Source organism: Streptomyces sp. NBC_00554 (assembly GCF_041431135.1).
GTDB lineage: Bacteria > Actinomycetota > Actinomycetes > Streptomycetales > Streptomycetaceae > Streptomyces.
This window is the reverse complement of the sequence record NZ_CP107799.1, coordinates 4,162,560-4,187,203: the sequence shown is the minus strand read 5'-3', so window position 1 is coordinate 4,187,203 and position 24,644 is coordinate 4,162,560. Positions and strand designations below refer to the sequence as shown.

Annotated in this window: 20 protein-coding genes, 1 pseudogene and 1 riboswitch; of the genes and pseudogenes, 9 read left to right on the top strand and 12 right to left on the bottom strand. The window is 69.4% G+C overall.

Annotated elements, in window-relative coordinates; translation table 11 throughout:
• Positions 1–31: 31 nt before the first annotated feature.
• The 4 genes from OG266_RS18090 to OG266_RS18075 all read right to left on the bottom strand — a co-directional run bounded on the left by OG266_RS18090 (position 32) and on the right by OG266_RS18075 (position 6,465).
• Positions 32–1,492 (bottom strand): hypothetical protein, encoded by a 1,461-nt coding sequence (locus OG266_RS18090; protein WP_371546854.1) that lies wholly within the window; start codon positions 1,490–1,492, stop codon positions 32–34.
• Positions 1,493–1,677: 185 nt separating this feature from the next.
• Complete coding sequence (locus OG266_RS18085; protein ID WP_371546853.1) at positions 1,678–2,433, bottom strand: LysM peptidoglycan-binding domain-containing protein; 756 nt, start codon at positions 2,431–2,433, stop codon at positions 1,678–1,680.
• A 4-nt stretch (positions 2,434–2,437) separates the two neighbouring features.
• Positions 2,438–2,588: riboswitch (cyclic di-AMP (ydaO/yuaA leader) on the bottom strand.
• Positions 2,589–2,940: 352 nt separating this feature from the next.
• On the bottom strand, positions 2,941–4,938 hold the full coding sequence (locus tag OG266_RS18080; protein WP_371546850.1) for a CocE/NonD family hydrolase: 1,998 nt from the start codon (positions 4,936–4,938) through the stop codon (positions 2,941–2,943).
• A gap of 18 nt (positions 4,939–4,956) precedes the next feature.
• Positions 4,957–6,465, bottom strand: coding sequence for a peptide MFS transporter (locus OG266_RS18075; protein WP_371546847.1), 1,509 nt, complete (start codon positions 6,463–6,465; stop codon positions 4,957–4,959).
• Positions 6,466–6,846: 381 nt separating this feature from the next.
• Here OG266_RS18075 and OG266_RS18070 point away from each other — a divergent pair, with 381 nt between their 5' ends.
• The 5 genes from OG266_RS18070 to OG266_RS18050 all read left to right on the top strand — a co-directional run bounded on the left by OG266_RS18070 (position 6,847) and on the right by OG266_RS18050 (position 12,431).
• Complete coding sequence (locus OG266_RS18070; protein ID WP_371546845.1) at positions 6,847–7,857, top strand: polyprenyl synthetase family protein; 1,011 nt, start codon at positions 6,847–6,849, stop codon at positions 7,855–7,857.
• Between the two features lie 157 nt (positions 7,858–8,014).
• A complete protein-coding gene (locus tag OG266_RS18065) occupies positions 8,015–9,019 on the top strand; it encodes a CHRD domain-containing protein (protein WP_371546842.1) in 1,005 nt (334 codons plus the stop codon).
• 233 nt (positions 9,020–9,252) lie between these two features.
• Positions 9,253–10,464, top strand: coding sequence for an outer membrane lipoprotein carrier protein LolA (locus OG266_RS18060; protein WP_371546839.1), 1,212 nt, complete (start codon positions 9,253–9,255; stop codon positions 10,462–10,464).
• A 64-nt stretch (positions 10,465–10,528) separates the two neighbouring features.
• Positions 10,529–11,554, top strand: coding sequence for an ABC transporter ATP-binding protein (locus OG266_RS18055; protein WP_371546837.1), 1,026 nt, complete (start codon positions 10,529–10,531; stop codon positions 11,552–11,554).
• A complete protein-coding gene (locus tag OG266_RS18050; RefSeq protein ID WP_371546833.1) occupies positions 11,541–12,431 on the top strand; it encodes an ABC transporter permease in 891 nt (296 codons plus the stop codon). The genes OG266_RS18055 and OG266_RS18050 overlap by 14 nt, the downstream gene beginning before the upstream one ends.
• A gap of 17 nt (positions 12,432–12,448) precedes the next feature.
• Here the strand turns inward: OG266_RS18050 and OG266_RS18045 are convergent, their stop codons facing one another.
• Positions 12,449–13,030 carry a flavodoxin family protein gene (locus tag OG266_RS18045; RefSeq protein WP_266456290.1) on the bottom strand — a complete coding sequence of 194 codons (582 nt, stop codon included), beginning with the start codon at positions 13,028–13,030 and terminating at the stop codon, positions 12,449–12,451.
• Positions 13,031–13,430: 400 nt separating this feature from the next.
• On the opposite strand from OG266_RS18045, the gene OG266_RS18040 reads away from it, so the two are divergent.
• Entirely contained in the window at positions 13,431–14,639 is a 1,209-nt protein-coding gene (locus OG266_RS18040; protein WP_371546829.1) for a tetratricopeptide repeat protein, read from the top strand.
• A 106-nt stretch (positions 14,640–14,745) separates the two neighbouring features.
• Here the strand turns inward: OG266_RS18040 and OG266_RS18035 are convergent, their stop codons facing one another.
• Both OG266_RS18035 and OG266_RS18030 read right to left on the bottom strand, forming a co-directional pair.
• Positions 14,746–15,693 (bottom strand): M28 family metallopeptidase, encoded by a 948-nt coding sequence (locus tag OG266_RS18035; RefSeq protein ID WP_371546827.1) that lies wholly within the window; start codon positions 15,691–15,693, stop codon positions 14,746–14,748.
• Between the two features lie 209 nt (positions 15,694–15,902).
• Positions 15,903–16,361, bottom strand: coding sequence for a VOC family protein (locus tag OG266_RS18030; protein WP_326721251.1), 459 nt, complete (start codon positions 16,359–16,361; stop codon positions 15,903–15,905).
• A gap of 52 nt (positions 16,362–16,413) precedes the next feature.
• Between OG266_RS18030 and OG266_RS18025 the strand changes: the two genes are divergently transcribed.
• Positions 16,414–16,995 carry an ABATE domain-containing protein gene (locus OG266_RS18025; RefSeq protein WP_371552846.1) on the top strand — a complete coding sequence of 194 codons (582 nt, stop codon included), beginning with the start codon at positions 16,414–16,416 and terminating at the stop codon, positions 16,993–16,995.
• A gap of 126 nt (positions 16,996–17,121) precedes the next feature.
• Here OG266_RS18025 and OG266_RS18020 read toward each other — a convergent pair whose 3' ends face one another.
• Positions 17,122–17,562 (bottom strand): winged helix-turn-helix transcriptional regulator, encoded by a 441-nt coding sequence (locus OG266_RS18020; protein ID WP_371546824.1) that lies wholly within the window; start codon positions 17,560–17,562, stop codon positions 17,122–17,124.
• A 162-nt stretch (positions 17,563–17,724) separates the two neighbouring features.
• Here OG266_RS18020 and OG266_RS18015 point away from each other — a divergent pair.
• A pseudogene (locus OG266_RS18015) lies at positions 17,725–18,816 on the top strand (MFS transporter); the annotation flags it as partial.
• 80 nt (positions 18,817–18,896) lie between these two features.
• On the opposite strand, the gene rarD reads toward OG266_RS18015, so the two are convergent.
• Both rarD and OG266_RS18005 read right to left on the bottom strand, forming a co-directional pair.
• A complete protein-coding gene (gene rarD / locus OG266_RS18010; protein ID WP_371552844.1) occupies positions 18,897–19,862 on the bottom strand; it encodes an EamA family transporter RarD in 966 nt (321 codons plus the stop codon).
• A gap of 204 nt (positions 19,863–20,066) precedes the next feature.
• Entirely contained in the window at positions 20,067–20,921 is an 855-nt protein-coding gene (locus OG266_RS18005; RefSeq protein WP_371546821.1) for an NAD(P)H-binding protein, read from the bottom strand.
• A gap of 89 nt (positions 20,922–21,010) precedes the next feature.
• Between OG266_RS18005 and OG266_RS18000 the strand changes: the two genes are divergently transcribed.
• Entirely contained in the window at positions 21,011–21,382 is a 372-nt protein-coding gene (locus OG266_RS18000) for a helix-turn-helix domain-containing protein (RefSeq protein WP_266456272.1), read from the top strand.
• Between the two features lie 32 nt (positions 21,383–21,414).
• Here the strand turns inward: OG266_RS18000 and OG266_RS17995 are convergent, their stop codons facing one another.
• Together OG266_RS17995 and OG266_RS17990 are read right to left on the bottom strand one after the other, a co-directional pair.
• Positions 21,415–22,494, bottom strand: coding sequence for a 2-oxoacid:ferredoxin oxidoreductase subunit beta (locus OG266_RS17995; RefSeq protein WP_266456269.1), 1,080 nt, complete (start codon positions 22,492–22,494; stop codon positions 21,415–21,417).
• Complete coding sequence (locus tag OG266_RS17990; RefSeq protein ID WP_371546818.1) at positions 22,487–24,418, bottom strand: 2-oxoacid:acceptor oxidoreductase subunit alpha; 1,932 nt, start codon at positions 24,416–24,418, stop codon at positions 22,487–22,489. Before OG266_RS17990 ends, OG266_RS17995 begins: the two co-directional genes overlap by 8 nt.
• Positions 24,419–24,644 lie beyond the last annotated feature (226 nt).

Below are 24,644 nucleotides of genomic sequence, written 5' to 3'. Positions count from 1 at the left end.
GGTCCCTCCGGGGTCGCGAGGTCTCCCCGCGTCAGCGCAAGGTCGCCCGGCGCGGGCGCGGGCGCGAGCGCCCGCGTTCACGGGGACGGTGACAAGCCGGGTGGCAGCTGATGCCGTCGGGCCCGGGTCCCGGCGCGGGTCCGATCAGGCCCGCCCTGAACAACCCGTACGTGATCCGCCGTGCCGCGGCCGCCTCCAGCTCGTCCCGCAGGGCGCCGCCGCGCAGCACCGCGTCGGGGCCGAGCAGGCCTTCGACGACGGCCAGCGCGCCGGCGGTGTCGCCGTGGACCAGGCGTTCGCGGACGCCGGCGAGACAGTCCGGACGCCGGTGTGCCTCGTCGATGGCCTGCAGACAGGGGAGCGGAGTGCCGGTGAGCGCGACCAGCAGTTCCTCCCGGCGGACCTCGGCGGGGTCGTGGTCCAGCGCCGCCAGTACCCCGTCGACCAGGCCGATCCGGTGCTCGGCCCCACGGCACTCCACGAGTCGCGGTTGGCCCGCGGCCCGGTCCGGAACGGGGGAGGAGCGGGTCGGCGAGCGACCCGTCATCAGTGCCGAGGCGACCAGTGGATGCAGCCGGTCGACCTCGAGCGAACCGGTGCGGATCAGCTCCAGGTCGGGCAGCACCCAGGTCGCCGCGTCGGGCAGTACCGGCAGTGCGGAGGCGCTGCCGTCCGTGGGCGCCGCGGCGATCCGCATGACGGGTGGCGCGAGGCCGTCCCTGTCCGCGGTCAGCTTCAGGGCCAGCCGATGCCGGGCCCCGATCCGCACGGCGACGGTACCGGTGCCGTCCGTACGCCCTTCGGCGTGCAGCAGGATCCCCGCCTCGGCCGCCCATCGGTCGACAGCACACCGGCGTTCCTGCGGCACCATCCCCAGCGGATCCGGATCCGGATCCGGGTCGGCGGAGGGGGCGCGCGGCCGATCGGCCCCGGACCGGACCCTCAGCTCGTCGGCCCTGCGCGCGTCCCACAGGTGCCGGTGCAGGTCGAGCCGGTACCGCCGGTTGGGATGAGGATGAGGGTGAGGATGCGGATGCCGGTATGAGCCGGACTCGAAGCCGGGGCCGCCCCACAGCGCGAGGCTGATCCGCTGGCCGGCGTCCGCCCAGGCGGGCGGAGTCCGGACCACGAGGTACACCGGGTGCGCGCCCTCACGCCCCGCGGCCACGTACTCGTACCGTGCCAGGGCGATGGTCAGCCCCGGGCGCAGCAGCCCGTCAGGAGCGACCCTCGGCAGGTGCCAGCGCAACAGGTCGGGAGCCAGATGGCGGAGATCGGCCCGGATCCGGGCCGCGAGGTCGTGGCCATGCGTGCGCGCCACGGAACGCAGATTGAAATCGACGTCGATACCTGCGGCGGCACACGCCCCCGCCCAGTCCCCGGCGGAGCGGCGGGCGGTCGCAGTCTCGATCATGGAGGGCGGCACGGCGAACTCGCGCACGCGCAGCCAGAAGGAAAGGCGGGAATCCCCATTCGCGGTCCGAGTGAGCATCAGCACTCACCTTGCGCGGATGGGACCCCCAATCTGCCTACGGATTGAGTCATCATCGCTGCGAGCATAACGCTCCCGACCGCGATCCGGCAGGTGCATTTTTGTGGCGCATGGAGAGGCGCATGGATCTGCCGGTTCCATGCGCCAGCTGTCCGCCGGCGGTCGTACGGAGATGAACTGCCTGCTCAGTAGGCCCCGTTGACGTTGTCGATCGAACCGTACTTCGCCGCGGCGTAGTTGCAGGCCGCCGTGATGTTCGCGACCGGGTCGTAGGGGTCCATCGAGGTGCCGGCCACGTGGTAGGCGGCGAAGGTCGGGTCGATGACCTGGAGGAGGCCCTTGGAGGGGGTGCCGGCGGCGGCGTTGGAGTCCCAGTTGTTGATGGCCAGGGGGTTCCCCGCGGACTCGCGAATGATGTTGCGGTGGATGCCGTCGTAGGTGCCGGGGATTCCGGCCTTGGCCATGACGTCCAGGGACTCCTTGATCCAGCCGTCGAGGTCGTCCGTGTAGGTCGTGGTGGTGGCGGGGGCCGCCGCGGATTCCGTGGTGGAGCCGGTCGACTTCGTGGACGTTTGGGCAGTTTTCGTGCCAACCGTCAGGGTGGTGCCCGGACGCAGCGCCGCCGGGTCGCTGCCGATGACCGCGGCGTTGGCCTTGTAGAGCGTCTGCCAGCTGCCGTCCTTGGTGTGTTCCCGCGCGATCTTGGACAAGGTGTCGCCCGCGGCGACCTTGTACGTGACGAGCTTGACGTCGGGCACGGCGGCGGGAGCGGACTTCGCCGCCGCGGTCACCTGGGCGGGCACGGACGCCTGGGTGGCGGCGTGGGCGCCGGTCGCGCTCACCAGGGGGAGTGCGAGCGCGGCTCCGCCCGTTCCCGCCGCGACCATGCCGCGGGTGAGGTGGTTGGTCCTGGGGCGGCGGTGCTTGCCTCGTGCGGGCATGACGAATTCCTCTCCGGCGCCTGCGAGGTGAGCTGTCGGGTTCGGGCGGGAGCTGCCCGGCCGCGTGGTGGGTGCGGCTTCACCCCTAGCCGTTCCGGTGTCCGGATCGGCGGCTTACCTGGGTCCCCCGCTCCTGCCGTGAGCGCGTGGGTGGGTGGGTTTCCGGGCGGCGGCAGGATTCGGCGTTCCGCCTGGATCGACGCGAACGTATGCGAGAGCACATGTCGGGAACAAGGCCCGATTTCGCGGCGTAGATCGCTTTTGCCTCGGTGGATTGCAGCGAGAATCGCCCGATTCCACCGGAATGTGAAACTCAACTTGCCTTTCGCGAATGGGCAATTGTGAACCGGGGTCAGATGTCGATCTTGTCCGGACGTGACCCATTTCACGCGACCAAGCATGAACAAAGCGGCGACGCGGGCAATCTAGGTGCAATACGGGCAATCGCTGGACGCTCGAAGGCACGATGACCGGCGGCCGCCTAGGGCCTGTCCGGCGGATCAGGCCCTAGCCCGCAGTCCGCGGAATTCGCCGCTCCCACGTCCGGTGGAACACCACTTCGTCCCCGTCCTTGCAGATCAGCTCGTTCAAGGTGATGAAGTCATCGGCATCGCAGGTGATTTCGGAGGTTGTGGAGACCCGCGCATCCCAAGGCAAATCCGGCCGATGCAGCCGGATCGACCAGGTCGACCGCGTCCGGGCCGACAGCGGATCCGACTCATTGATCGTGTACGTCTCCACCGCGTCCTCCGTGAATTCGAGGCCGTCGGGATAGACGCGGGTGCCGCCGTAGCGGGGGTCGACTTCGAGGCGCCACTCGCCCTTGGCGACGTCGCGTACGACGAGGCGTTCGGGGCGTGGTTCGTCGAGGGTCGCCGGTACGACGACGCCCAGGGGTTCGGACTCCTCCGGCTCCTCGAAGGTGATCGGGGACGACGACTGCCTTGCCCGTACGGGGAGTTCGAGGGCGCTGCCCGCCGGGTCCAGGGTGAAGCCCGCCTCCGAGCCGGGCTGGGGCCAGATCCACGGCCAGTACGCGGAGGAGACCGCGAGGCGGATGCGGTGACCGGACGGGAAGGCGTGGCCGATGCCGTTCAGGTCGAAAAGCACGTCCTCCGTAGAGCCCGGTTTCCAGGGAACCGCCTGGTCACGGCCATGGCGTGCTGACAGGTTCAGGACGCCACGGGTGACGAGTGTGGAGGAGCCGTCGGGGGCCACGTCGCAGACCCGGGCGATCACCTGGCCGCGCTCGGCCCAGGACGTCAGCCGCAACCGCACCTTCGGGCGGCCCAACACCCAGGTCTCCTGCGGGACTTCGAACTCGAAGCAGGCCGAACGCCCGTCCTCCTCCCGCTGGTCCGGCGGCAGGTCCGCGTCGTTCCCGAAGGGGAAGAAGCGGCCCGCGTCCACGCCCGTGTGCTGCGGGGAGCGCACCAGTACCGGCGCGCCCTGGAGGCCGTACGAGACCGGTGTCACGGAGGGGGACGGCCAGGCCTCGTCGCCCACCCACCGGCCCGGCAACACGTCGTACACCGTTGCCGGGCGGTGCGAGTCCATGACGTACGAGCGGAGGAGCGGTTCCGACATCACGCCCGTGTCCCCGTCGCGCAGCCAGTGGTCCCACCAGCGCAGCGTCTCCTGGAGGAAGCCGATCGCCGGTCCCGGCGGCAGGCCCCGGTCCGGGTACTGGTGGGACCAGGGGCCGATCAGGCCTCGTACGCGATCCGGTGGCAGGTTCTCGACCAGGCGCAACACCGTGTCCCGGTACGGGTCGTGCCAGCCGCCCACCGCGAGGACGGCGGCCTGGATCGCGCCGTAGTCCTCGCAGACGCTGCCGTGGCGCCAGTACGCGTCCCGCGTCTGGTGCTCGAGCCAGGTGTGGATGAAGGGGTCCACCGCCTCCAGCCGCTTCACCCACATGTCGTGCCACATCACCTCGCCCACGTGCACCGGGTCCGGCGGGCGGGCGACGAAGGCGAGCATGGTGGCGGCCCAGGCGTGCATGTCGACGGCGAGGACGGAACCTCCCATGTAGTGCACGTCGCTGTCGTAGCGGTCGTCCGCCGAGCAGACCGTGACGATCGCCTTGAGCGGTTCGGGCGCGAGGGCCGCGATCTGGAGCGAGTTGAAGCCGCCCCAGGAGATGCCGAACATGCCGACCCTGCCCGAGCACCAGGGCTGGGACGCCAGCCAGTTGACCACCTCAACCCCGTCGGCCAGCTCCACCGCCGAGTACTCGTCCGTCGGCATGCCCTCCGAGTTGCCGTGGCCGCGGACGTCCACGCGGACGGAGGCGTAGCCGTGACCGGCGTACCAGGGATGGCGTTGCCAGTCGCGCGGCGCGGTCCAGTCCGTGAGCCGGTACGGGAGGTACTCGAGGAGCGCAGGTACGGGCTCGTCGGTCAGCGGGCGCCAGATGCGGGCGTACAGGCGGGTGCCGTCCGGGAGCGGGATGAGGACGTCCTCGTGAGCCGTCTCGTAGGGGAAGGACGTACGGATGCGCATGATGGGATCCCAGTGGCTTCAGTGGACGGGGTGCATCGTGCGGCGCAGCCACGGCGCGAGTGCCATCACGGCGAGGCCCGCGGCCACCGCGATCGCGCCGTTGACGCCGAAGTAGGCCGGCTTGGAGACGTCGTCGTAGAGCTTCACGGTCTGGGCCTGGATGCCGTTGGCGAGCGCGAGGGACAGGAACCAGAGGGACATCGTCTGGCTGGTGAAGGCGGCCGGGGCGAGCTTCGTGGTGGCCGACATGCCGGAGGTCTCCAGGAGGATGTCGCCGAGGCCGAGCAGGAAGTAGGAGCCGACGATCCACCACGCGGACATCAGATAGTCGTCGCTGCTGTGGCCGCTGGTCGGCAGCACCATCAGGAGGAACGACAGACCGCCGAGCACGACCCCGATCGCGATCTTGTTGGAGGCGTGCGGCTGGCGGTGGCCCATCCGGACCCACAGCGCGGCGACCACGGGCGCGAGGGCGACCTCGAAGGCGCCGAGCGCGGAGGCGTACCAGCTGGCCGGGAAGTCGTAACCGAGGATCGTGGTCTCGGCGTTCGACGCCGCGAGCAGCATCATCGTCGAGTACGCCTGGAAGAGGATGAAGTTGAAGACCGTCGAGGCGAGGAAGAGGACGATGTACGGGCGGAGGCGGCCGCGTTCGGCGTCCGTCACCCGGGGGCTCTTGAACATCACTACGAAGTAGACGACCGGCGCGATCACCGAGATGAGGGTGAGCAGGTCGACGAAGCGGTCCATCGTCAGGTAGCCGACCACCGCGAGGAGAGTCGCGAGCACGGCCGCCGCGAGGATGCCGAGGACGATCAGCAGGACCGCGCGGCGCATCGCGTCGGGAGCGAGCGCGAATTCCGCCGCGCGCTTGCGTCCGGCCAGGTGACGGCGGCCCATGACGTACTGGATCAGGCCGAAGGTCATGCCGACCGCCGCCGCCGAGAAACCCCAGTGCCAGCCCCGGTGGTCGCCGAGCCAGCCGGTGATGAGCGGGCCCGCGAAGGCGCCGATGTTGATCGCCATGTAGTAGAGGGCGAAGCCGGCGTCGCGGCGGTCGTCGTCGGTGCGGTAGAGCTTGCCGACCATGGTGGCGACGTTGGGCTTGAGCAGGCCGGTGCCCGCGCTGATCAGGCCCAGGCCGACCCAGGTCATGGTGGCCGTCGGCACCGCCATGGAGTAGTGGCCGCAGGCGATCAGGATGCCGCCCCACAGGACCGCGCGGTACGAGCCGAGCATCCGGTCGGCGAGCCAGCCGCCGGCGACCGAGACCAGATAGACGAGCGTTCCGTACGCGGCCGACACCGAGGCGGCCGTGCCCGACGACATGCCCAAACCGCCGTGGGCGACGGTGTCGGCGAAGTAGAGGACGAGGATCGCCTGCATGCCGAGGAACGAGAAGCGTTCCCAGACCTCCAGGCCGGAGAGGGTGAGCAGGCCCCTGGGCTGGCCGAAGAAGGCGTGGTCGTCACCCGGAGGCGGCGGCGGCTCGCCGCCGGGCTCGGTTTCGACGGTGCTTCGGGACACGGCGGCCGGTCTCCTTGCTGGTCGCTGCGGGGCACGGGGTGACGGGGGCGTTGGGCACGCTGCGGGGCACGGGGTGACGGGGCGCGCCGGGGACGCTGCGGGTCACCGGGGAGTGTGGCAAGTAGGCGGATATCGGCTCGTATTAGTTGATCAAGAACATACCTCTCGTGATCGGATACCGCCCGGGCTGTGCCCCGTCCCTCCCGCCCGGGGGAACTCGTGAGGGAAGTCGGCTACAGGGACGGTGGGCGCTCGTGGTGATCGAAACGTGACCGGATACGCTGACTTGAGTGATGGCAGCGACACATCGACAAACCGCGTCACCGACCGAATGATCGACCGAGTTCGCCATGTGATCGTCAGCAGACAGGAGAACCTCTCGTGACCGTCGTCGGGCCGTTCGGGCTGAGCGTGCGGGACCAGGCTCTCGAAGCCGATGTCCAGGCCGGATTGGCGGCTGTCGAGGAGGGTTTGCTCGAAGCCACCAAGAGCGAGGTCCCCTTCATCACGGAAGCCGCCCAGCACCTCGTGCGTGCGGGTGGAAAGCGGTTCAGGCCGCTGCTCGTGACGCTCGCCTCGCAGTTCGGCGATCCCTACGCGCCGGGTGTCGTGCCCTCGGCCGTGGTCGTCGAGCTGACGCATCTCGCCACGCTGTACCACGACGACGTCATGGACGAGGCGGACGTACGGCGCGGGGTGCCCAGCGCCAACACCCGCTGGGGCAACTCGGTGGCCGTCCTCACCGGAGACTTCCTCTTCGCGCGCGCCTCCTACATCCTGGCGGACCTCGGTCCCGACGCCGTGCGGATCCAGGCCGAGGCGTTCGAACGGCTCGTCACCGGACAGATTCTGGAGACCGCGGGCCCGCGCGACGGGCGTGACCCGGTCGACCACTACCTCGATGTGCTGAGCGGCAAGACCGGCTCCCTGGTCGCCGTCGCGTGCCGGTTCGGCGCGATGATGTCCGGGGCCGACGAGACGGTCGTGGACGTGCTGACCCAGTACGGGGAGCGGCTGGGCGTCGCCTTCCAGCTCGCGGACGATGTGCTGGACATCGCGTCCGACCCGCACGAGTCGGGTAAGACGCCCGGGACGGATCTCCGCGAGGGGATTCCCACGATGCCGGTGCTGCGCCTGCGTGAGCGGGTGGCACGGCTCGGTCTCGCCGAGGACATCGCGCTGTGCGAGTTGCTGGACTCCGACATGACGGACGACGCCCGGCACGCCGAGGCGCTGGCCCGGCTGCGGGAGCACCCGGCTCTTGAGCAGGCTCGCAGGGACACCGTTCGGTACGCGGAGGACGCGCGGGCCGCGCTGGCTCCGTTGCCGGAGTGCGACGCGAAGGCCGCGCTGGTCGAGCTGTGCGACCTGGTGGTGCACCGGGCGGGGTGACCTGCCCCCGTAGCCCCGTAGCCCCTCAGGAACCCGCCGGACTTGTTGTGGCGTACGTCACATACTTGGATTGAGTCCAGTCTGAGATCGAGTCCGTATGTCCTCCCAGAAGCTGACGCAGGGGGCGTCAGCTGAGATACGGGGAGAAAACAGAATCATGGGATCGAACGCCACGTTCACGACGCGTCGCAAGAGCCTGATCCTGACCGGTGTCGCGGTGGCCACCGCGGCCGGAGTCGCCGCCGCCGTCATCCCGGCGGTCGCCGCCGGCGGAAGCGACAACAAGAGCCACGCCGGGCACGGCGACCAGACCATCGCCGTGCAGAGCGGAGTCCTTGGCGGCAAGGGCGGCACTATCCTCGCCACCAGCCTCAACGGCGCCAACGAGGTCCCCGTCCAGGGCGGCCCCGCCGTCGGCGACAAGGACGGCGCGGCCCTGGAGTTCGTCAAGGTCGAGGGCAGCAAGGTGTCCGTCGCCGTGAAGTGGCGCGGCACCGGCAAGCCGACCCTGCTGCACATCCACCAGGGCGCCAAGGGCACCAACGGCGGCGTCAAGGTCGACTTCACCAAGCTGCTGGCCAAGAGCAAGGGCCGCACCGTCACCGGGACCGTGACGGTCAAGGACGCCGCCCTCCTCGATCAGTTGAAGAGCGACCCGGGCGCCTTCTACGCCAATCTGCACACCGCCGAGTTCCCGGGCGGCGCCGTCCGCGGCCAGCTCCACAAGGTCACCGGATCCTTCGACTTCCGCAACGCCCTGAAGAACTTCCAGGCGTCTGTCGTCAAGGGCAAGCAGATCTACGAGTGCAAGGCGGTCGAGGGTGGCGGGTACGCCTTCGCCCAGCGTGATGTCTCGGCCGTACTGGGCGGCAACATCGCACACTCGTTCGTGAAGCCCAACTCCGGAACCCCGCAGTGGATCGCGCCCGACCGCAGCGCGGTCACCGGCGCCGTGATCAGCAAGACCCCGAACGGCGACAAGAACATCCCCGAGCTCGACCTCAAGGCCACCCAGTCCGGCAAGCACCGCGGCCTTCTCGCCGGTACGCAGGAGATCCTGCGCCTCAACACCGTGGGCGGAGTCGCCCCGGCCGGCTCCTGCTCACCGGGCGCCATCGTGGGCGTGCCCTACCAGGCCGATTACGTGTTCGTGCAGCGCTGACGGCCCGATCGACGAGGTGGCGCCTCCTCCGACCCCTACGGGTTGGGGGAGGCGCCACCTCGTGACGTCATACCGCAGGAGTACGTGGAGTTGAGTCCGGGGTCTGACGCTTCTCTCTTGCCGATTTGGTCAGATTGAGAACACCACTCCTCACCGGTTCGGGTGAGAATGGCGGCTAAGAGTGGACCAGTGCAGGACGACGAGCCGCCGCCGACGACGGAGGTAAGGCACACATGGCACCGTACGAATCCGACGACAGCAGCACGAACGCCGGCGAGGCCGAGGATGTGCGCGCAGGCCGGCGGAAGGCGGCGCGTTACGTCGTCCCGGTCGCGGTGATGGGCGTGGCGGCGGCGACGATCGGGCTGGTCCCGGCGCTCGCCGACTCCGGTGACCCCGACCTGCCGAAGATCAGCGCCCAGCAGCTCATCGAGAAGATCGCCAAATCGGACGTCGAGCAGCTGTCCGGCACCGTCAAGATCAGCACCGACCTGGGGCTGCCCGACCTCGGCGGCCTGGAGAGCAGCTTCGCTTCCGGCGCCGTACAGGGCCCCGACGGCGGTTCGTCCGCCGATCCGTCGTCCAAGCTCATGGAGCTGGCCTCCGGCACGCACACCCTGCGGATCGCGGCCGACGGCCCGGACAAGTCCAAGATCTCCCTCCTGGACAGCGCCGCCGAGTACAGCCTCATCCACAACGGCACGGACGTGTGGGGCTACGACAGCGAGTCGAACGAGGTCTACCACGCGACCACCTCCAAGTCCGGGGCGCAGAAGGAGCAGGAGGACGTCCCGGCCACTCCCAAGGAGCTCGCCGACGAGGCCCTCAAGGCCGTCGACGACACCACCTCCGTGACCGTCGACGGCACCGCGCAGGTCGCGGGCCGAGACGCGTACAAGCTGCTCATCAAGCCCAAGCAGTCCGGCTCCACGGTCGGCGCGATCACCATCGCGGTCGACTCGAAGACGGGGCTGCCGCTGAAGTTCACGCTCACCCCGGCGAGCGGCGGCGCGGCCGTCGTGGACGCGGGCTTCACCAAGGTCGACTTCTCCAAGCCGGCCGCGTCGACCTTCGACTTCACCCCGCCCAAGGGTGCGAAGGTCACCGAGGGCGACGAGGTGCAGGCGCCGGAGTCCTCCCAGAAGTCCGACGAGGACCTGGGCGCGGGACTCGACGGACTCGAAGGGCTCAAGACCATCGGCGAGGGCTGGAACGCCATCGCCGAGTTCGACACCGGCGGCGAGGGCGTACCGTCCGGCTCCTCCGGCAACAGCGACGTCGATGGATTCCTGAACTCCCTCGGCGACCAGGTCAGCGGTAAGTTCGGCTCGGGCACGGTCTTCTCGACCCGCCTGGTCAACGCGCTGATCACGGACGACGGCAAGGTGTACGCCGGTGCCGTCACCAAGGACGCGCTGGTCAAGGCGGCCAACGCGGCCCAGTAGGACTCGTAGGGACGCGTCGCGCGAAGTCCCGTACACGCGCGGCGAATCGAGATTGAGGGAGCCCATGGAGGAACTGTCCGCCGCGGAGCCCGACCCGGTGGGCGACACGGGAGGAGCGGTGAGCACGGTCACGGCGAACACGGTTGAGGAAGCCGACGCCGACACCGTGATCGTCACCCGTGCGCTCACCAAGCGCTTCCGCGGCGGACAGCTCGCCGTCGACGGCCTGGACCTGACCGTCCCGGCGGGCAGCGTCTTCGGCTTCCTGGGGCCGAACGGCTCGGGCAAGACCACCACCATCCGCATGCTGATGGGCCTGATCGAGCCGACCTCGGGCACGGCGCGCGTCCTGGGGCAGCCCATGCCCCGGGCCACCCGCGCCGTGCTCCCGCACGTCGGCGCACTCATCGAGGGCCCCGCGCTGTACGGCTTCCTCTCCGGGCGCGACAACCTCCTCCGGTACGACGCCGCAGACCCGACCGCCGACCCGCGCACCCGGCGTACGCGCGTCGCGGCCACCCTCGACCGGGTCGGACTCGCCGCCGCCGCGGGCAAGAAGGCGAAGGCTTACTCACTCGGCATGAAGCAGCGGCTCGGGCTCGCGGCCGCGCTGCTCCAGCCCCGCCGCCTGCTCGTCCTGGACGAACCGACCAACGGCCTCGATCCGCAGGGCATGCGCGAAATCCGTTCCCTGATAAGGGAGTTGGCCTCGGACGGCACGACCGTCTTCCTCTCCTCGCACCTGCTCGACGAGATCGAGCAGGTGTGCACCCACGCGGCCGTGATGGCGCAGGGCCGGCTCATCACCCAGGGTGCGGTGGCCGACCTCGCGGCGGGTGCGCGCGGACGTCTCGTCGTGACGACTCCCGACCCGGCGGACGCGGCGCGCGTACTGAAGGAACAAGGAGTCGGAGATCTCGTCGTGACGGACACAGGGGTGAGCGCCGAGCCTCCGGACCGCGAACTCGCCGAGCTGAACGCCGCGTTGGTCACGGCGGGCGTCCGGGTCCGCGGCTTCGGGGTCGAACGGGCCTCGCTGGAGGACGCGTTCGTGGCGCTGACGGGGGAGGGCTTCGATGTCGCGGGCTGAGGTCGTAGACGTAGGTGTGCGGACGCCACGTACGCCAAGCCCGCTGTGGACGTTCGGACTGTTCCGCAGCGAGCTGGTCACCACCTTCCGGCGGTGGCGGACCATCGCGCTGCTCGGCGTGCTCGCGGCGGTGCCCGTCCTCATCGGTATCGCCATCAAGATCGAGACGGGCGACGGATCCGGGGGCGGCGAAGGCGGCGGCGGTGGGCCGGCGTTCATCTCGCAGATCACCAACAACGGCCTGTTCCTGGTGTTCACGGCGCTCGCCGCGACGCTCCCCTTCTTCCTGCCGATGGCGATCGGCGTCATCGCGGGCGACGCGATCGCGGGCGAGGCGAACGCGGGAACCCTGCGCTACCTCCTGGTCGCACCCGCGGGCCGAACCCGCCTCCTCCTCACCAAGTACGCGACCACCATGACGTTCTGCCTGGTCGCGACCCTCGTAGTGGCGACCTCGGCGCTCGCGATGGGCGCGCTGCTGTTCCCACTCGGCGAGCTGACGACGATCTCCGGGACCCGGATCAGCTTCGCGGAGGGACTTGGCAGAGCCCTGCTCATCGCGCTGGTCGTCGCCGCGTCACTGATCGGCGTCGCGGCGCTCGGCCTGTTCATCTCGACGCTGACCGGCAGTGGCATCGCGGCGATGGCGACGACCGTCGGACTCCTCATCACCATCCAGATCCTCGACCAGATCCCCCAACTCCACGCGCTCCAGCCGTACTTCTTCTCCCACTACTGGCTGTCCTTCGCCGACCTCATGCGCGACCCGGTGTACTGGGACGACCTGGTCCGCAACCTCGGCCTGCAGGCCCTGTACGCGGCGGTGTTCGGGTCGGCGGCCTGGGCGCGGTTCACGACGAAGGACATCACGGCCTGAGGCCCGGCCTGCCCCACTCAGCTCTCGTACGGGAACCGCGCGAGCGGCGGCTGCTGCGCGAAGAACGTCTTCGCGCGGGCCAGGGCCTCGGTGTCATTGAGTACGTCACCGGGCTTGCTGCCGTTGCCGAGCAGGACGCCACCGAAGCGCATGCCCATGTACGCGGCCGAGTGGTTCAGGGTGCCGACCAGCGGATCGGCGACCTCCTGCTCCTCGTGCGCCAGCACGGTGACGCCCCACAGGTTGCGCCCCGCCAGCGTGGCCTTGAAGTCGACGCCGGGGGTGCGCAGCCAGCCCGACCAGTAGTCGAGGTAGCGCTTGGTGAGGGAGGAGACCGAGTACCAGTACAGCGGCGACGCGATGACGATGTCCGTCGCGGCGAGCGTCGCGTCGAAGAGCAGGCCCGTGTTGCCCTCGGTCGGCCGGACATGGTCGCTGTCGTGGCGCAGGTCCGGGAAGTCCGGCAGCGGATGCTCGGCGAGGCGCAGCCAGCGCTGCCCGACCTCCGAGGGCAACTGCTCGGCGGCCTTGCGGGCCAGCATCTCGGTGTTGCTGTCCGAGCGGCTGCTGCCGAGCAGGAACAGGAACTGGCGGGTCATGGGTCCCCCTGGAGTGCGCGTGCCAACGGCGACTGCCGCGACTACATGCGTGCACAATATATGCGTACGCATGTAGCAGTCCAGTCGAGCGGCCACGGAAACCATGCGGTCGGTGATCGGCGTCAGTCTCGGTCAGAAGGCCTGAAGGTCAGAAGGCCAGAAGGCCGGAGGCGGTGCGAACGTGGATCCGGCACCCCGGCCTGGGCCGGGACGAGGAGAGGGGCGAGGATGCGTACGAGGATGATCGCCACCGGGGTCGTGTCCGTCACGGGACTGCCCACGTTGACGGGCTGTGGTCTGCGGGACCAGGGTGAGTCAGTGGGCGCTACCGGTTCGTCACCCTCGGATCTCTCCGCTCCGTCCTCCCCTTCCTCCCCCGATCACCCCGAGTGAGGGCACGATGTCTCGACTCAGCCGCGAACAGAAGCGGGAACTCAAGCGGCGGCGCGCCGAGCAGGATGCCGTCGCCGGGGAGCACCCGGCCGCCGGGGTGACGCCGATCGAGGTACGGGTGCCGGCCCCGGCGGGAGGCGCCGCTCCGGTCGGGGGAGCCGTCCCGGTCGGCGGCGAGGCCACGGTCGGCGGCATGCCGGTCGTCGCCGCCCCCGGCGAGACGGTTCAGGACGCCGTCCTCAACCACCTCCACCGCATCGCCCTCTCCATCGGCCAACCCGTCCTCGCCTCGATCCACGACGAACGCACCGGCTTCGTCGTACCCATTCAGGTGTACGTGGACGGGTCGAGCCACCACATGGGGGAGCCGCAACGGTTCGAGCCGCAGCAGCAGCCGCCCGAGCCCCGGCAGATGCAACAGGCGCCACAGAATGAACAACCGCCGGTGAGGCCGAGGCCCTCGCTGCCCGTGACGCCCACCGCCCCGCCGGCCGAACCGGTGTGGCCCCCGCCGGCCGAACCCGTGTGGCCCCCCGCAGCCACCGGCCCCGAGCCGAGGGACGCCTCGTACGGTGTGGCCGCACCCCCGACGGGTGTGTTCGGCCCGGCACCGGGCCAGGCTCCCGCTCGGGAGACCGCCATGTCCCTGATGCGCCTGGGTCTGGAGCCGGACCCCGAGCCGGATCCGAAGCCCACACCTCCGCGGGGCTTCGACGCCGTCGCCGAATCGGTACTGGCGCCGGTGTCGGAAGCACCGGGCGAGGCGGCCTTTCTCGCGGAACCCCTGACGCGGATCAACGAGGCCGTGAAGGAGGGCAGGATCGAAGAGGCCGCGGGCATGGCGGAGCGGGCCGTTGCAGAGGCGGCGCAGGCGCTGGGCCCGGAGCACCCCGAGGTGCTCCGGCTGCGCGAACTGTCCGCGTACATCGCCTACTTGGCCGGCGACGCGGTCCGGTCCTTCCACCTGTCGCTCGACCTGGCCAGGGTCCTCCGCCGGCACCGGGACCTGGACGCCGCGTACGGCAACGTACAGAGCGCGGCCACGGCCTGGCGCGCCGTCCGCGACCCCTTGCAGGGGCTGAACCTCGGGCGCGATCTGATCGAGGTGTGGACCGAGCTCGTGGCGGGCGAAGGCCCCGCCGCCGACGACATCGAACAACTCGAAAAGGCCCGCACCCGCATGGGCCGCCTGACCGAACGGGCCCGCGACCACTGACGAGCCCGGAACCGAACAGGCCCCGGCGGAACGAGATGTGCTCCGCCGAGGCCGAGTTCAGGCGCGTGCCGCGAATCGCCTACCGCACAGCGCTACCGCCAGCTGCCTATGAGGACAGCTCCCACACCGCGTAGGCCAGTGCGTCCCCGTTCCGGTCCAGCGCCGTGTCGTTGATGTTCGACGTCGTGTCGCACGAGGAGTGGTAGCAGGCGTCGAAGGCTCTGCCCGACGTACCGCCCCACTTCGCAGCCTGGGCCGCCGTCTTGATGTAGTCCGCGCCGCTGAAGAGGCCGCCGACGGGGATGCCCGCGTTCTTGAAGGGGGCGTGGTCGGAGCGGCCGTCGCCCTCGGTCTCGATCTCCGTCGCGATGCCGATGCCCGCGAAGTAGTTCTGGAAGGTCTTCTCGATGGCGGGGTCGTCGTCGTAGACGAAGTAGCCGGGGTTCGGCGAGCCGATCATGTCGAAGTTGAGATAGCCGCTGATCTTCGAACGGTTCGCGGTGGTCAGGCTGTTCACGTAGTACCGCGAACCGACCATGCCCAGTTCCTCCGCACCCCACCAGGCGAACCGCAGATGCTTGGTGGGCTGGTACTGCGTACGGGAGACGGTGAGCGCGGCCTCGAGGACCGCGGCCGATCCGGACCCGTTGTCGTTGATGCCGGCCCCCGCCGTCACGCTGTCGAGGTGGGACCCCGACATGACGACCTGATTGGTGTCGCCGCCGGGCCAGTCGGCGATCAGGTTGTAGCCGGTGCGTCCGCCAGACGTGAACTGCTGGACGGTCGTGGTGAATCCGGCCGCGTCCAGCTTGGCCTTCGCGTAGTCGAGGGACGCCTTGTAGCCGGTGCGGCCGTGGGCGCGGTTGCCGCCGTTGGCGGTGGCGATGGACTGGAGCTGTGCGAGATGGGCCTTGACGTTGGCCACGGGGAGATCGGGCGCGGCAACCGCGAGCGGGGATGCGGGTGCCGCGCCGGTTATCGCGCCGGTGGTGAGGAGCGTGACGGCGGTGACCATGGCAGCCGTACCTGCACGCCCGGGAATGGAGAGCTTCATGTGGGGGGCTCCGAATTCCGTGGGAATCCACAGGGATTCCACAGTGAATGGGGTGCCTGATGGTGAAGCTGAGCCTGAAGCTCCGTCAAGAGCGCAATCCGGTCACGGCTGTTCAGATAGCGGATGCGATCAGTTCGCGCCAGGATCCCCGGCCGTACGACGAACCGCTAAGCCGTGGGACGAACCGCCTTGGCAGTACGGCGAACCGTCTACTGAACGCAGAACTCGTTCCCCTCAGGGTCGGTCATCACCACCCACTCACCCCCGGGCTCCTTCACCTGCCGCAGCACACTCGCGCCGAGCCCCTCCAGCCGCGCGACCTCCGCCTCGCGCCGCTCCGCCCCCGCGTGCAGGTCCAGATGCAGCCGGTTCTTGACCGTCTTCGGCTCCGGCACCCGCTGGAAGAGCAGCCGCCGCCCGAGCCCGGTCCCGCTCGCCTCCTCGTACGGATCGTCCGGATGCCGTACGGCGATCAGGTCCCGGAAGGCCCGGCGGCCGTGGGACTCGACGGTGAGCTCGGCCGGTACGGCACCGGCGCCCAGCAGTTGTTCGACGAGCGCGCTGTTGTCCTCGACCTCGTAGCCGAGCGCGGCGGCCCAGAAGTCGGCCTGGGAGTGCGGGTCGGCAGAGTCGATGACGAGCTTCCAGTGCAGGGTCGCGTGTGTCATGGTAACCACTTATAGTGGTTACGTGAGCGAGCGCGCAATGGAATCGCCAGGGATGACCCTCGTGTCGCACGGCGGAAAGGCCTTCCGCTTCGACCCGGGAGCGCTCTGCCTGGAGCTGCTGACGACCGGCGGTCCGGGCGAGTTCGCCCGCTACGAGGTGCTGCACGAGCCGTCCGACCTGGCGCGCTGGGCGGACCGCAGCCGCCTGTCACCCGGACTCGAACTGTCCATAACCCAGCGGGAGTTGGAGCGCACACGGTCGGTTCGTGACGCCCTGTTCCTGCTGACGGCCGACCGCGCGCACGGCCGCCCCCCGAACCCCCGCGACCTGGCCGTCGTCAACGCGGCCGCGGCCGAACCCCCGCTCGCCGCCCGCATCGAGCCGGACGGCACCCGCGCCTGGGCCCCCGGAGCCACGGGCACGCAGCTTCTCTCCACGGTCGCGCGCGACGCGGTGGACCTCTTCACCGGCCCGCACGCCGACCGCATTCGCGAATGCGGATCCCACAACTGCTACCTGCTCTTCGTGGACACATCCCGCCCCGGCCGCCGCCGCTGGTGCGCCATGGAACACTGCGGCAACCTCAACAAGGTCCGCGCACACCGGGCTCGCTCCAGCACGCCGGACGCTTGAGGGCGAGCCTTTCGGTTCCAGCCCGTCCGGCGTTTGAGGACGAGCCCTTCGGGCGAACGGGGGTCTGGGGGCGGAGCCCCCAGAAACAAGGGACGGGAAGGGGCGGAGGGGGCGAAAAACCCGCCGTCACCCACCCCCCACCGCGGCCCCCCGCGAGTCATAAGCCACCCGAGCCGAAGCAATCTCCCCCCGATGGACCTCCGTCCACGTCACCAGCGACTGGATGGTCGCATGCAACGTCCCACCCAACGGCGTGAGTTCGTACTCCACCCGAGGCGGCACCACCGCATGAACCGTCCGCTTCACCAGCCCGTCCCGCTCAAGCTGCCGCAAGGTAACCGTGAGCATCCGCTGACTGACCCCGTCGATCTCCCGCCGCAACTCCGTGAACCGGAGCACGCGTTGCTCGAGCAGAGCGATCACAAGCAGGGACCACTTGTCGGCGATCCGGTCGAGGATCTGCCGCACCTCGCAGTCCTCCCGGGTGTCCCACTGGAAGGGGTCCGCATCCCCGTAGTCGACGGTACTTTCGCAGTTACTCAGTGACTTTGAAGTGCCTTCTTCCATGCCTGTCGATGCTGCCGCAGGCTGGCGTTGGTTACAAGAGGGAACCGACCCTCACCCGAGTAACCGCCCCCAGTCCAAAAGGAGTTCACCGTGGGTAAACGAGCGTGGGCCCTGCTCCTCGTCCTCTGCGGAACGATCTTCTTGGAGGGCGCAGACGTCGCGATGCTCGCGGTCGCGATCCCCTCCATCAGATCCGACCTCGACCTGACCACAGGCAGCGCGGCCTGGGTGATGAGCGCCTACGTCCTCGGCTACGCCGGCTTCACCCTCCTCGGCGGACGCGCCGCCGACCTGCTCGGCCGCCGCCGGATGTTCCTCCTCTGGCTGACGGTCTTCATCGCCTTCTCCGGACTCGGCGGCTTCGCCACGGAGGGCTGGATGCTGATCGTCGCCCGCTTCGTCACGGGAGTCTCCGCCGCGTTCATGACCCCGGCGGCACTGTCCCTGATCACGACGTCGTACGAGGAGGGTCCCCAGCGCAACAAGGCCCTGCTGGTCTTCGCGGGCACGGGGGCCGGCGGCTTCTCCCTCGGCCTCGTCATCGGCGGCCTGCTCACCGAACTCGACTGGCGCTGGGTGTTCTTCGCGCCGGTCTTGCTGGCGGGCGCGCTCCTGGCCGCGGCGGTCCGGCTGATCCCCGTACAGGAAGGGCGCCCCCAACCCCGTACGACAGAACGGCGATTCGACCTCACCGGCGCCGTCACCGCCGCCGGAGCCATGCTTCTCGCCGCCTACACCGTCCTCCGTCTCGAACACGGCCTGCACGAATGGCAGTTGACGGCGGCAGCGGCACTCGCGGCGCTGCTCCTGGCCACCACCTTCGTCGTCGTCGAACGCCGCGCCGCGACCCCCCTCGTACGCCTCGGCATCCTCCGTACCGGCTCGGTGGTCCGTGCCGACCTCGGTGCGCTGCTCTTCGTGGGCGCCTTCTTCGGCTTCCAGTTCGTGCTGACGCTCTACCTGCAGGAACTGCGCGGCTGGTCGGCGCTCCAGACGGCGATCGCGCTCATCGTGATGGGCTGCGACGCGGTGCTCGCGCCGACGCTCACGCCGAAACTGGTCGAGTGGTTCGGCCACGCGCGGGTGATCCTCGGCGGCTTCGTGCTTGCCGTGATCGCGTACGGGCTGTTCCTGCCCGTCGGCGCGGACTGGTCGTACGCGGCGATGTTCCCGACTCTGATCATCGCGGGGACCGCGTTCGCACTCGCCTACGGGCCGCTGACGATCGCGGCGACGGACGGCGTGGCCGAGTCGGAGCAGGGGCTTGCGAGCGGGCTGCTGCACACGGCGACGCAGTTCGGCTCGGCGATCGGGATCTCGGCGGTGACCGCGGTCTACGGCTTGGCGTCGACGGGATCGGGTTCTGCCGCCAATGATCCGGATGCGATGCTGTCCGCCTTCCGGGCGGCGCTGACGGTGCCGGTGGCGATGGTGGTCCTGGGCGCGCTGGTCTCGGCCCTGAGCGTGCGAGCCGCTCGGCGGGCGGTGCGCAGCGCGTCGAAGGTGAGTAGCGACAGCGCGAGCCAGACCAGTGCGAACCCGGCCCAGCGCTCGGGCGGCATGGCTTCGTGGAAGTAGAGGATGCCCAGGAGGAACTGGAAGACCGGGGCGAGGTATTGGAGGAGTCCCAGCGTGGACAGCGGGACCCTGATCGCGGCCGCGCCGAAGCAGACGAGCGGAAGCGCGGTCACCACGCCCGTCGCGGCTAGGAGCGCCATGTGGCCCACGCCCTCCGTGCCGAAGGTCGCCTTGCCGGACGACCCCAGCCACAGCAGAAAGCCCAGGGCGGGCAGGAACTGGATGGCCGTCTCGGCGGCGAGCGACTCGATGCCGCCGATGTTGACCTTCTTCTTCACCAGCCCGTAGGTGGCGAAGGAGAAGGCGAGGATGAGGGAGATCCACGGCGGGCTGCCGTATCCGAGGGTGAGCACGACCACCGCTGCGAAGGCGACGCCGACCGCGGTCCACTGGAGGGGGCGCATCCGCTCCTTGAGGATCAGCACGCCCATCGCGATGGTGACCAGCGGGTTGATGAAGTAGCCCAGCGAGGCCTCGACCACGTGACCCGAGTTCACAGCCCAGATGTAGACGCCCCAGTTCACGGTGATGACGGCCGCGGCCACCGTGATCAGTCCGAGCTTGCGCGGCTGTCGTATCAGCTCACCGGCCCAGGCCCAGCGCCGCATCACGACGAGCGCGATCCCGACGAAGGCCAGCGACCACACCATCCGGTGGGCGAGGATCTCGACCGCCCCGGCGGGCTGCAGGAGTGGCCAGAACAGGGGGACGAGCCCCCACATGCCGTATGCAGCGATGCCGTTCAGCAGACCTATGTGCTGTTCGCCCCTGGCCTTCGCCGCCACCGCGTCCTCCTTGCCCCTTCGGCCGTATCCGTACGGCCTTCAAGAAGGTAACGCCGAGCGCCCCCGCCTGTCATGCCCGTATCGCCATACGGTCGTTACAGGCGGGGGTTCGGAGAGCGGCACCGAGGGCCCGAGGGGGAGTCAGCCCTTCAGTGCCGCCGCGATGGACTCGGCGATCGGCGTGGTCGGGCGGCCGGTCAGCCGGGACAGGTCGCCGGTCGTGACCGCCAGCTCGCCCTTCGCGATGGACCCGTCGACACCCGCCAGGATCGCGGCGAGGGCCTCGGGCAGCCCGGCGCCGGTGAGGATGCCGGTGTAGACCTCGGCGGGAACGGCGCTGTAGGCGATCTCCTTGCCGGACTGCTTCGCCACTTCGGCGGCGTACTCGGCGAAGCCGAACGTGGTGTCGCCGCTCAGCTCGTACGTCGTGTTCTCATGGCCCTCGCCGGTCAGCACCGCCACGGCGGCGGCCGCGTAGTCGGCGCGCGTGGCGGCGGCGATCCGGCCCTCGCCGGCGGCCTGGACGACGGCGCCGTGCTCCAGGACGGGGGCGAGGTTCTCGGTGTAGTTCTCGTTGTACCAGCCGTTGCGCAGCAGGGAGTACGGCAGACCCGACGCGAGGATCGCCTCCTCGGTGGCCCGGTGGTCGTCGGCCAGGGCGGCCGTGAGGCTGCCGGGAGCGCTGGTGTACGCGAGGAGCGCGGCCCCGGCGGTCTTGGCGGCGTCGAGGACCACCTGGTGCTGGCCCACGCGGCCGAGGTGGAACTCGTTGCCGGAGATCAGCAGCACCGTGTCACCGGCGGAGATGACGCCCTCGAAGGTCTCGGGGGTGTTGTAGTCGGCTACCGCGATCCGCACGCCGCGGGCCGCGAAACCGGCGGCCTTCTCCGTGTCGCGGACGACGGCGGTGATCTGGTCGGCCGGGACCTTCTCCAGCAGGCCCTCGATGACGTGGCGGCCGAGGTTTCCGGTGGCTCCGGTGACGACGATGCTCATGACTGATATCTCCTAGCGGGTGGCTTGGCACTCACCCTAGGAGCTGCACTAACTTCTCGAAAGTACCCACTTTGAAGTAAGGTACTGGCATGTCCGTAAGTATCTGGAGCCTCGAGGGCGAGGCCATGTGCCCGCACCGCCTCGTCCTGGAGCACGTCACCAGTCGCTGGGGCGTCCTCGTTCTGATCGAGCTGAACGAACGCTCGTACCGCTTCAGCGAGCTGCGTCGCGCGATCGGCCGGGTCAGCGAGAAGATGCTGACCCAGACCCTCCAGACCCTGGAGCGTGACGGTCTCGTCCATCGCGACGCCAAGCCGGTGATCCCGCCCCGGGTCGACTACTCCCTCACCGATCTGGGACGCGAGGCCGCCCAGCTGGTGAGCGCGCTGGGGACCTGGACGAACGAGCGGATGGACGACGTGCTGAAGGCGCGCGAGACGTACGACAGGGCCCGCACCTGATGGTCCGGGCCCGGTAGGACGTACGGGACGAACTAGCCGACGACCGTCCAGGTGTCGCCGCCCGCGAGCAGCGCCGCGAGGTCGCCCTTGCCGTTCTGCTCGATGGCCGAGTCGAGCTGGTCCGACATCTGGGTGTCGTAGACCGGCCGGTCCACGGAACGGAACACGCCGATGGGGGTGTGGTGCAGGGTGTCCGGGTCGGCGAGCCGCGAGAGCGCGAACGCGGTGGTCGGGGACGCGGAGTGCGCGTCGTGGACCAGGATCTGCGCCTCGTTCTCCGGGGTGACGGTGACGGCCTTGAGGTCGCCGGTCCGCTCATCGCGTACGACACCGCGGTTGCCGTCGGCGCCGAAGCGGATGGGCTGCCCGTGCTCCAGCCGGATCACCGCCTCCTCGGCCTGCTGCCTGTCCTTCAGTACCTCGAAGGCGCCGTCGTTGAAGATGTTGCAGTTCTGGTAGATCTCGACGAGCGCGGTGCCGGGGTGGGCGGCGGCCTGGCGCAGCACCTCGGTGAGGTGCTTGCGGTCGGAGTCGACCGTGCGGGCCACGAAGGAGGCCTCCGCGCCGATCGCCAGGGACACCGGGTTGAAGGGCGCGTCCAGGGAGCCCATCGGCGTCGACTTGGTGATCTTGCCGACCTCGGAGGTGGGCGAGTACTGGCCCTTGGTCAGGCCGTAGATCCGGTTGTTGAAGAGCAGGATCTTCAGGTTCACATTGCGGCGCAGGGCGTGGATGAGGTGGTTGCCGCCGATGGACAGCGCGTCGCCGTCACCGGTCACCACCCACACGCTCAAGTCCCGTCGGCTGGAGGCGAGTCCGGTGGCGATGGCGGGGGCCCGGCCGTGGATGGAGTGCATCCCGTACGTGTTCATGTAGTACGGGAAGCGGGACGAACAGCCGATGCCCGAGACGAAGACGATGTTCTCCTTCGCCAGGCCCAGTTCGGGCATGAAGCCCTGCACCGCGGCGAGGACCGCGTAGTCACCGCAGCCGGGGCACCAGCGCACTTCCTGATCGGACTTGAAGTCCTTCATGGACTGCCTGGCCTCGGCCTTGGGGACGAGAGAAAGCGCCTCGATCGAGCCCGTGCCTTCCGTGGTCGTCTCAGCCATCGATGGCCTCCTTGAGAGCCGTGGCGAGCTGCTCAGCCTTGAACGGCATGCCGTTCACCTGGTTGTACGAGTGGGCGTCCACCAGGTACTTCGCCCGGATGAGTGTGGCGAGCTGGCCGAGGTTCATCTCGGGGATCACCACCTTGTCGTAACGCTTCAACACCGCGCCCAGATTCCGCGGGAACGGGTTCAGGTGCCGCAAGTGGGCCTGCGCGATGGAGTCCCCGGCCGCGCGCAGCCGCCGTACCGCCGCCGTGATCGGTCCGTAGGTCGAACCCCAGCCCAGGACAAGGGTGTTGGCCGTGCCGGACAGGTCGTCGACTTCCACGTCCGGTACGTCGATACCGTCGACCTTGGCCTGGCGGGTGCGGACCATGAAGTCGTGGTTGGCGGGGTCGTAGGAGATGTTGCCCGTGCCGTCCTGCTTCTCGATGCCGCCGATGCGGTGCTCCAGACCCGGCGTTCCCGGGATCGCCCACGGGCGGGCGAGGGTCTGGGGGTCGCGCTTGTAGGGCCAGAAGACTTCGGTGCCGTCGTCCAGGGTGTGGTTGGGCCCCTGGGCGAACTGCACACGCAGGTCGGGGAGTTGGTCGGTGTCCGGGACCCGCCACGGTTCGCTGCCGTTGGCCAGATAGCCGTCGCTCAGCAGGAACACCGGGGTGCGATAGGTGACGGCGATGCGGGCGGCCTCGATCGCGGCGTCGAAGCAGTCGGCGGGGGTCCGGGGGGCGACGATCGGGACCGGGGCCTCGCCGTTGCGGCCGAACATGGCCTGCAGCAGATCGGCCTGTTCCGTCTTCGTCGGCAGACCGGTCGAAGGGCCGCCGCGCTGGATGTCGATGACCAGCAGGGGCAGTTCGAGGGAGACGGCGAGGCCGATGGTCTCGGACTTGAGGGCGACACCGGGGCCGGAGGTGGTGGTGACGCCCAGCGAGCCGCCGAAGGCGGCGCCCAGCGCGGCGCCGATGCCGGCGATCTCGTCCTCGGCCTGGAAGGTGCGGACGCCGAAGTTCTTGTGCTTGGACAGCTCGTGCAGGATGTCGGAGGCCGGGGTGATCGGGTACGAGCCGAGGTAGAGCGGCAGGTCCGCCTGCTGGGAGGCGGCGATCAGGCCGTACGACAGGGCCAGGTTCCCGGAGATGTTGCGGTAGGTGCCGGTCGGGAAGGTGTGGGAGGCGGGGGCGACCTCGTAGGAGACCGCGAAGTCCTCCGTGGTCTCGCCGAAGTTCCAACCGGCCCTGAACGCCGCGATGTTGGCGGCGGCGATCTCCGGCTTCTTCGCGAACTTGGTCTTCAGGAACTTCTCGGTGCCCTCGGTGGGCCGGTGGTACATCCAGGAGAGCAGTCCGAGGGCGAACATGTTCTTGCTGCGCTCGGCCTCCTTGCGGGAGAGGTCGAACTCCTTGAGCGCCTCGACGGTCATCGTGGTGAGCGGGACGGGGTGGACGCTGTAGCCGTCCAGGGAGCCGTCCTCAAGGGGGTTCGTCGGGTAACCGACCTTCGACATCGCCCGTTTGGTGAACTCGTCGGTGTTGACGATGATCTCCGCGCCACGCGGTACGTCGGCGATGTTCGCCTTCAGGGCGGCGGGGTTCATGGCGACGAGGACGTTGGGCGCGTCGCCGGGGGTGAGGATGTCGTGGTCCGCGAAGTGCAGCTGGAAAGACGAAACGCCCGGCAGGGTGCCTGCGGGCGCTCGGATTTCGGCGGGGAAGTTCGGAAGGGTCGAGAGGTCGTTGCCGAAGGACGCCGTCTCGGAGGTGAAGCGGTCACCGGTGAGCTGCATACCGTCACCCGAGTCACCCGCGAACCGGATGATCACCCGGTCCAGCCGGCGGAGCTCTTTCGCCCCTGCCGGTTTGCGCTGTTCTCCTACGACGGCTCCGTCGGCCTGTTCCGCTGCGCTACTGACCTGGCTGGTCACTGAACTGGACCTCCCTCGAGGCGGGTGTCTGGGAGCGGCCTTCCCGCAGGCCTTCCCAGGATCAACCCTACGTCTGTAAGGGTCGCCTTCTCGGGGTCATTCGCACAGTGGACACCTTTTTGAGACTGCTTGACGGTCTGACTTGTCATGATTTACCCGCCCCCCGACGCTTCCCTTGAAGACGCTCCCACTCTTCGTTCGGTTCTCGTGCCGCACGGCTGTGGTG

Coding starts and splice junctions, on each gene's coding strand:
- OG266_RS18090 (WP_371546854.1), bottom strand. CDS start 1,492: ATGCTCACTCGGACCGCGAATGGGGATTCCCGCCTTTCCTTCTGGCTG.
- OG266_RS18085 (WP_371546853.1), bottom strand. CDS start 2,433: ATGCCCGCACGAGGCAAGCACCGCCGCCCCAGGACCAACCACCTCACC.
- OG266_RS18080 (WP_371546850.1), bottom strand. CDS start 4,938: ATGCGCATCCGTACGTCCTTCCCCTACGAGACGGCTCACGAGGACGTC.
- OG266_RS18065 (WP_371546842.1), top strand. CDS start 8,015: ATGGGATCGAACGCCACGTTCACGACGCGTCGCAAGAGCCTGATCCTG.
- OG266_RS18060 (WP_371546839.1), top strand. CDS start 9,253: ATGGCACCGTACGAATCCGACGACAGCAGCACGAACGCCGGCGAGGCC.
- OG266_RS18055 (WP_371546837.1), top strand. CDS start 10,529: ATGGAGGAACTGTCCGCCGCGGAGCCCGACCCGGTGGGCGACACGGGA.
- OG266_RS18050 (WP_371546833.1), top strand. CDS start 11,541: ATGTCGCGGGCTGAGGTCGTAGACGTAGGTGTGCGGACGCCACGTACG.
- OG266_RS18045 (WP_266456290.1), bottom strand. CDS start 13,030: ATGACCCGCCAGTTCCTGTTCCTGCTCGGCAGCAGCCGCTCGGACAGC.
- OG266_RS18040 (WP_371546829.1), top strand. CDS start 13,431: ATGTCTCGACTCAGCCGCGAACAGAAGCGGGAACTCAAGCGGCGGCGC.
- OG266_RS18035 (WP_371546827.1), bottom strand. CDS start 15,693: ATGAAGCTCTCCATTCCCGGGCGTGCAGGTACGGCTGCCATGGTCACC.
- OG266_RS18030 (WP_326721251.1), bottom strand. CDS start 16,361: ATGACACACGCGACCCTGCACTGGAAGCTCGTCATCGACTCTGCCGAC.
- OG266_RS18025 (WP_371552846.1), top strand. CDS start 16,414: ATGACCCTCGTGTCGCACGGCGGAAAGGCCTTCCGCTTCGACCCGGGA.
- OG266_RS18020 (WP_371546824.1), bottom strand. CDS start 17,562: ATGGAAGAAGGCACTTCAAAGTCACTGAGTAACTGCGAAAGTACCGTC.
- rarD (WP_371552844.1), bottom strand. CDS start 19,862: ATGTGGGGGCTCGTCCCCCTGTTCTGGCCACTCCTGCAGCCCGCCGGG.
- OG266_RS18005 (WP_371546821.1), bottom strand. CDS start 20,921: ATGAGCATCGTCGTCACCGGAGCCACCGGAAACCTCGGCCGCCACGTC.
- OG266_RS18000 (WP_266456272.1), top strand. CDS start 21,011: ATGTCCGTAAGTATCTGGAGCCTCGAGGGCGAGGCCATGTGCCCGCAC.
- OG266_RS17995 (WP_266456269.1), bottom strand. CDS start 22,494: ATGGCTGAGACGACCACGGAAGGCACGGGCTCGATCGAGGCGCTTTCT.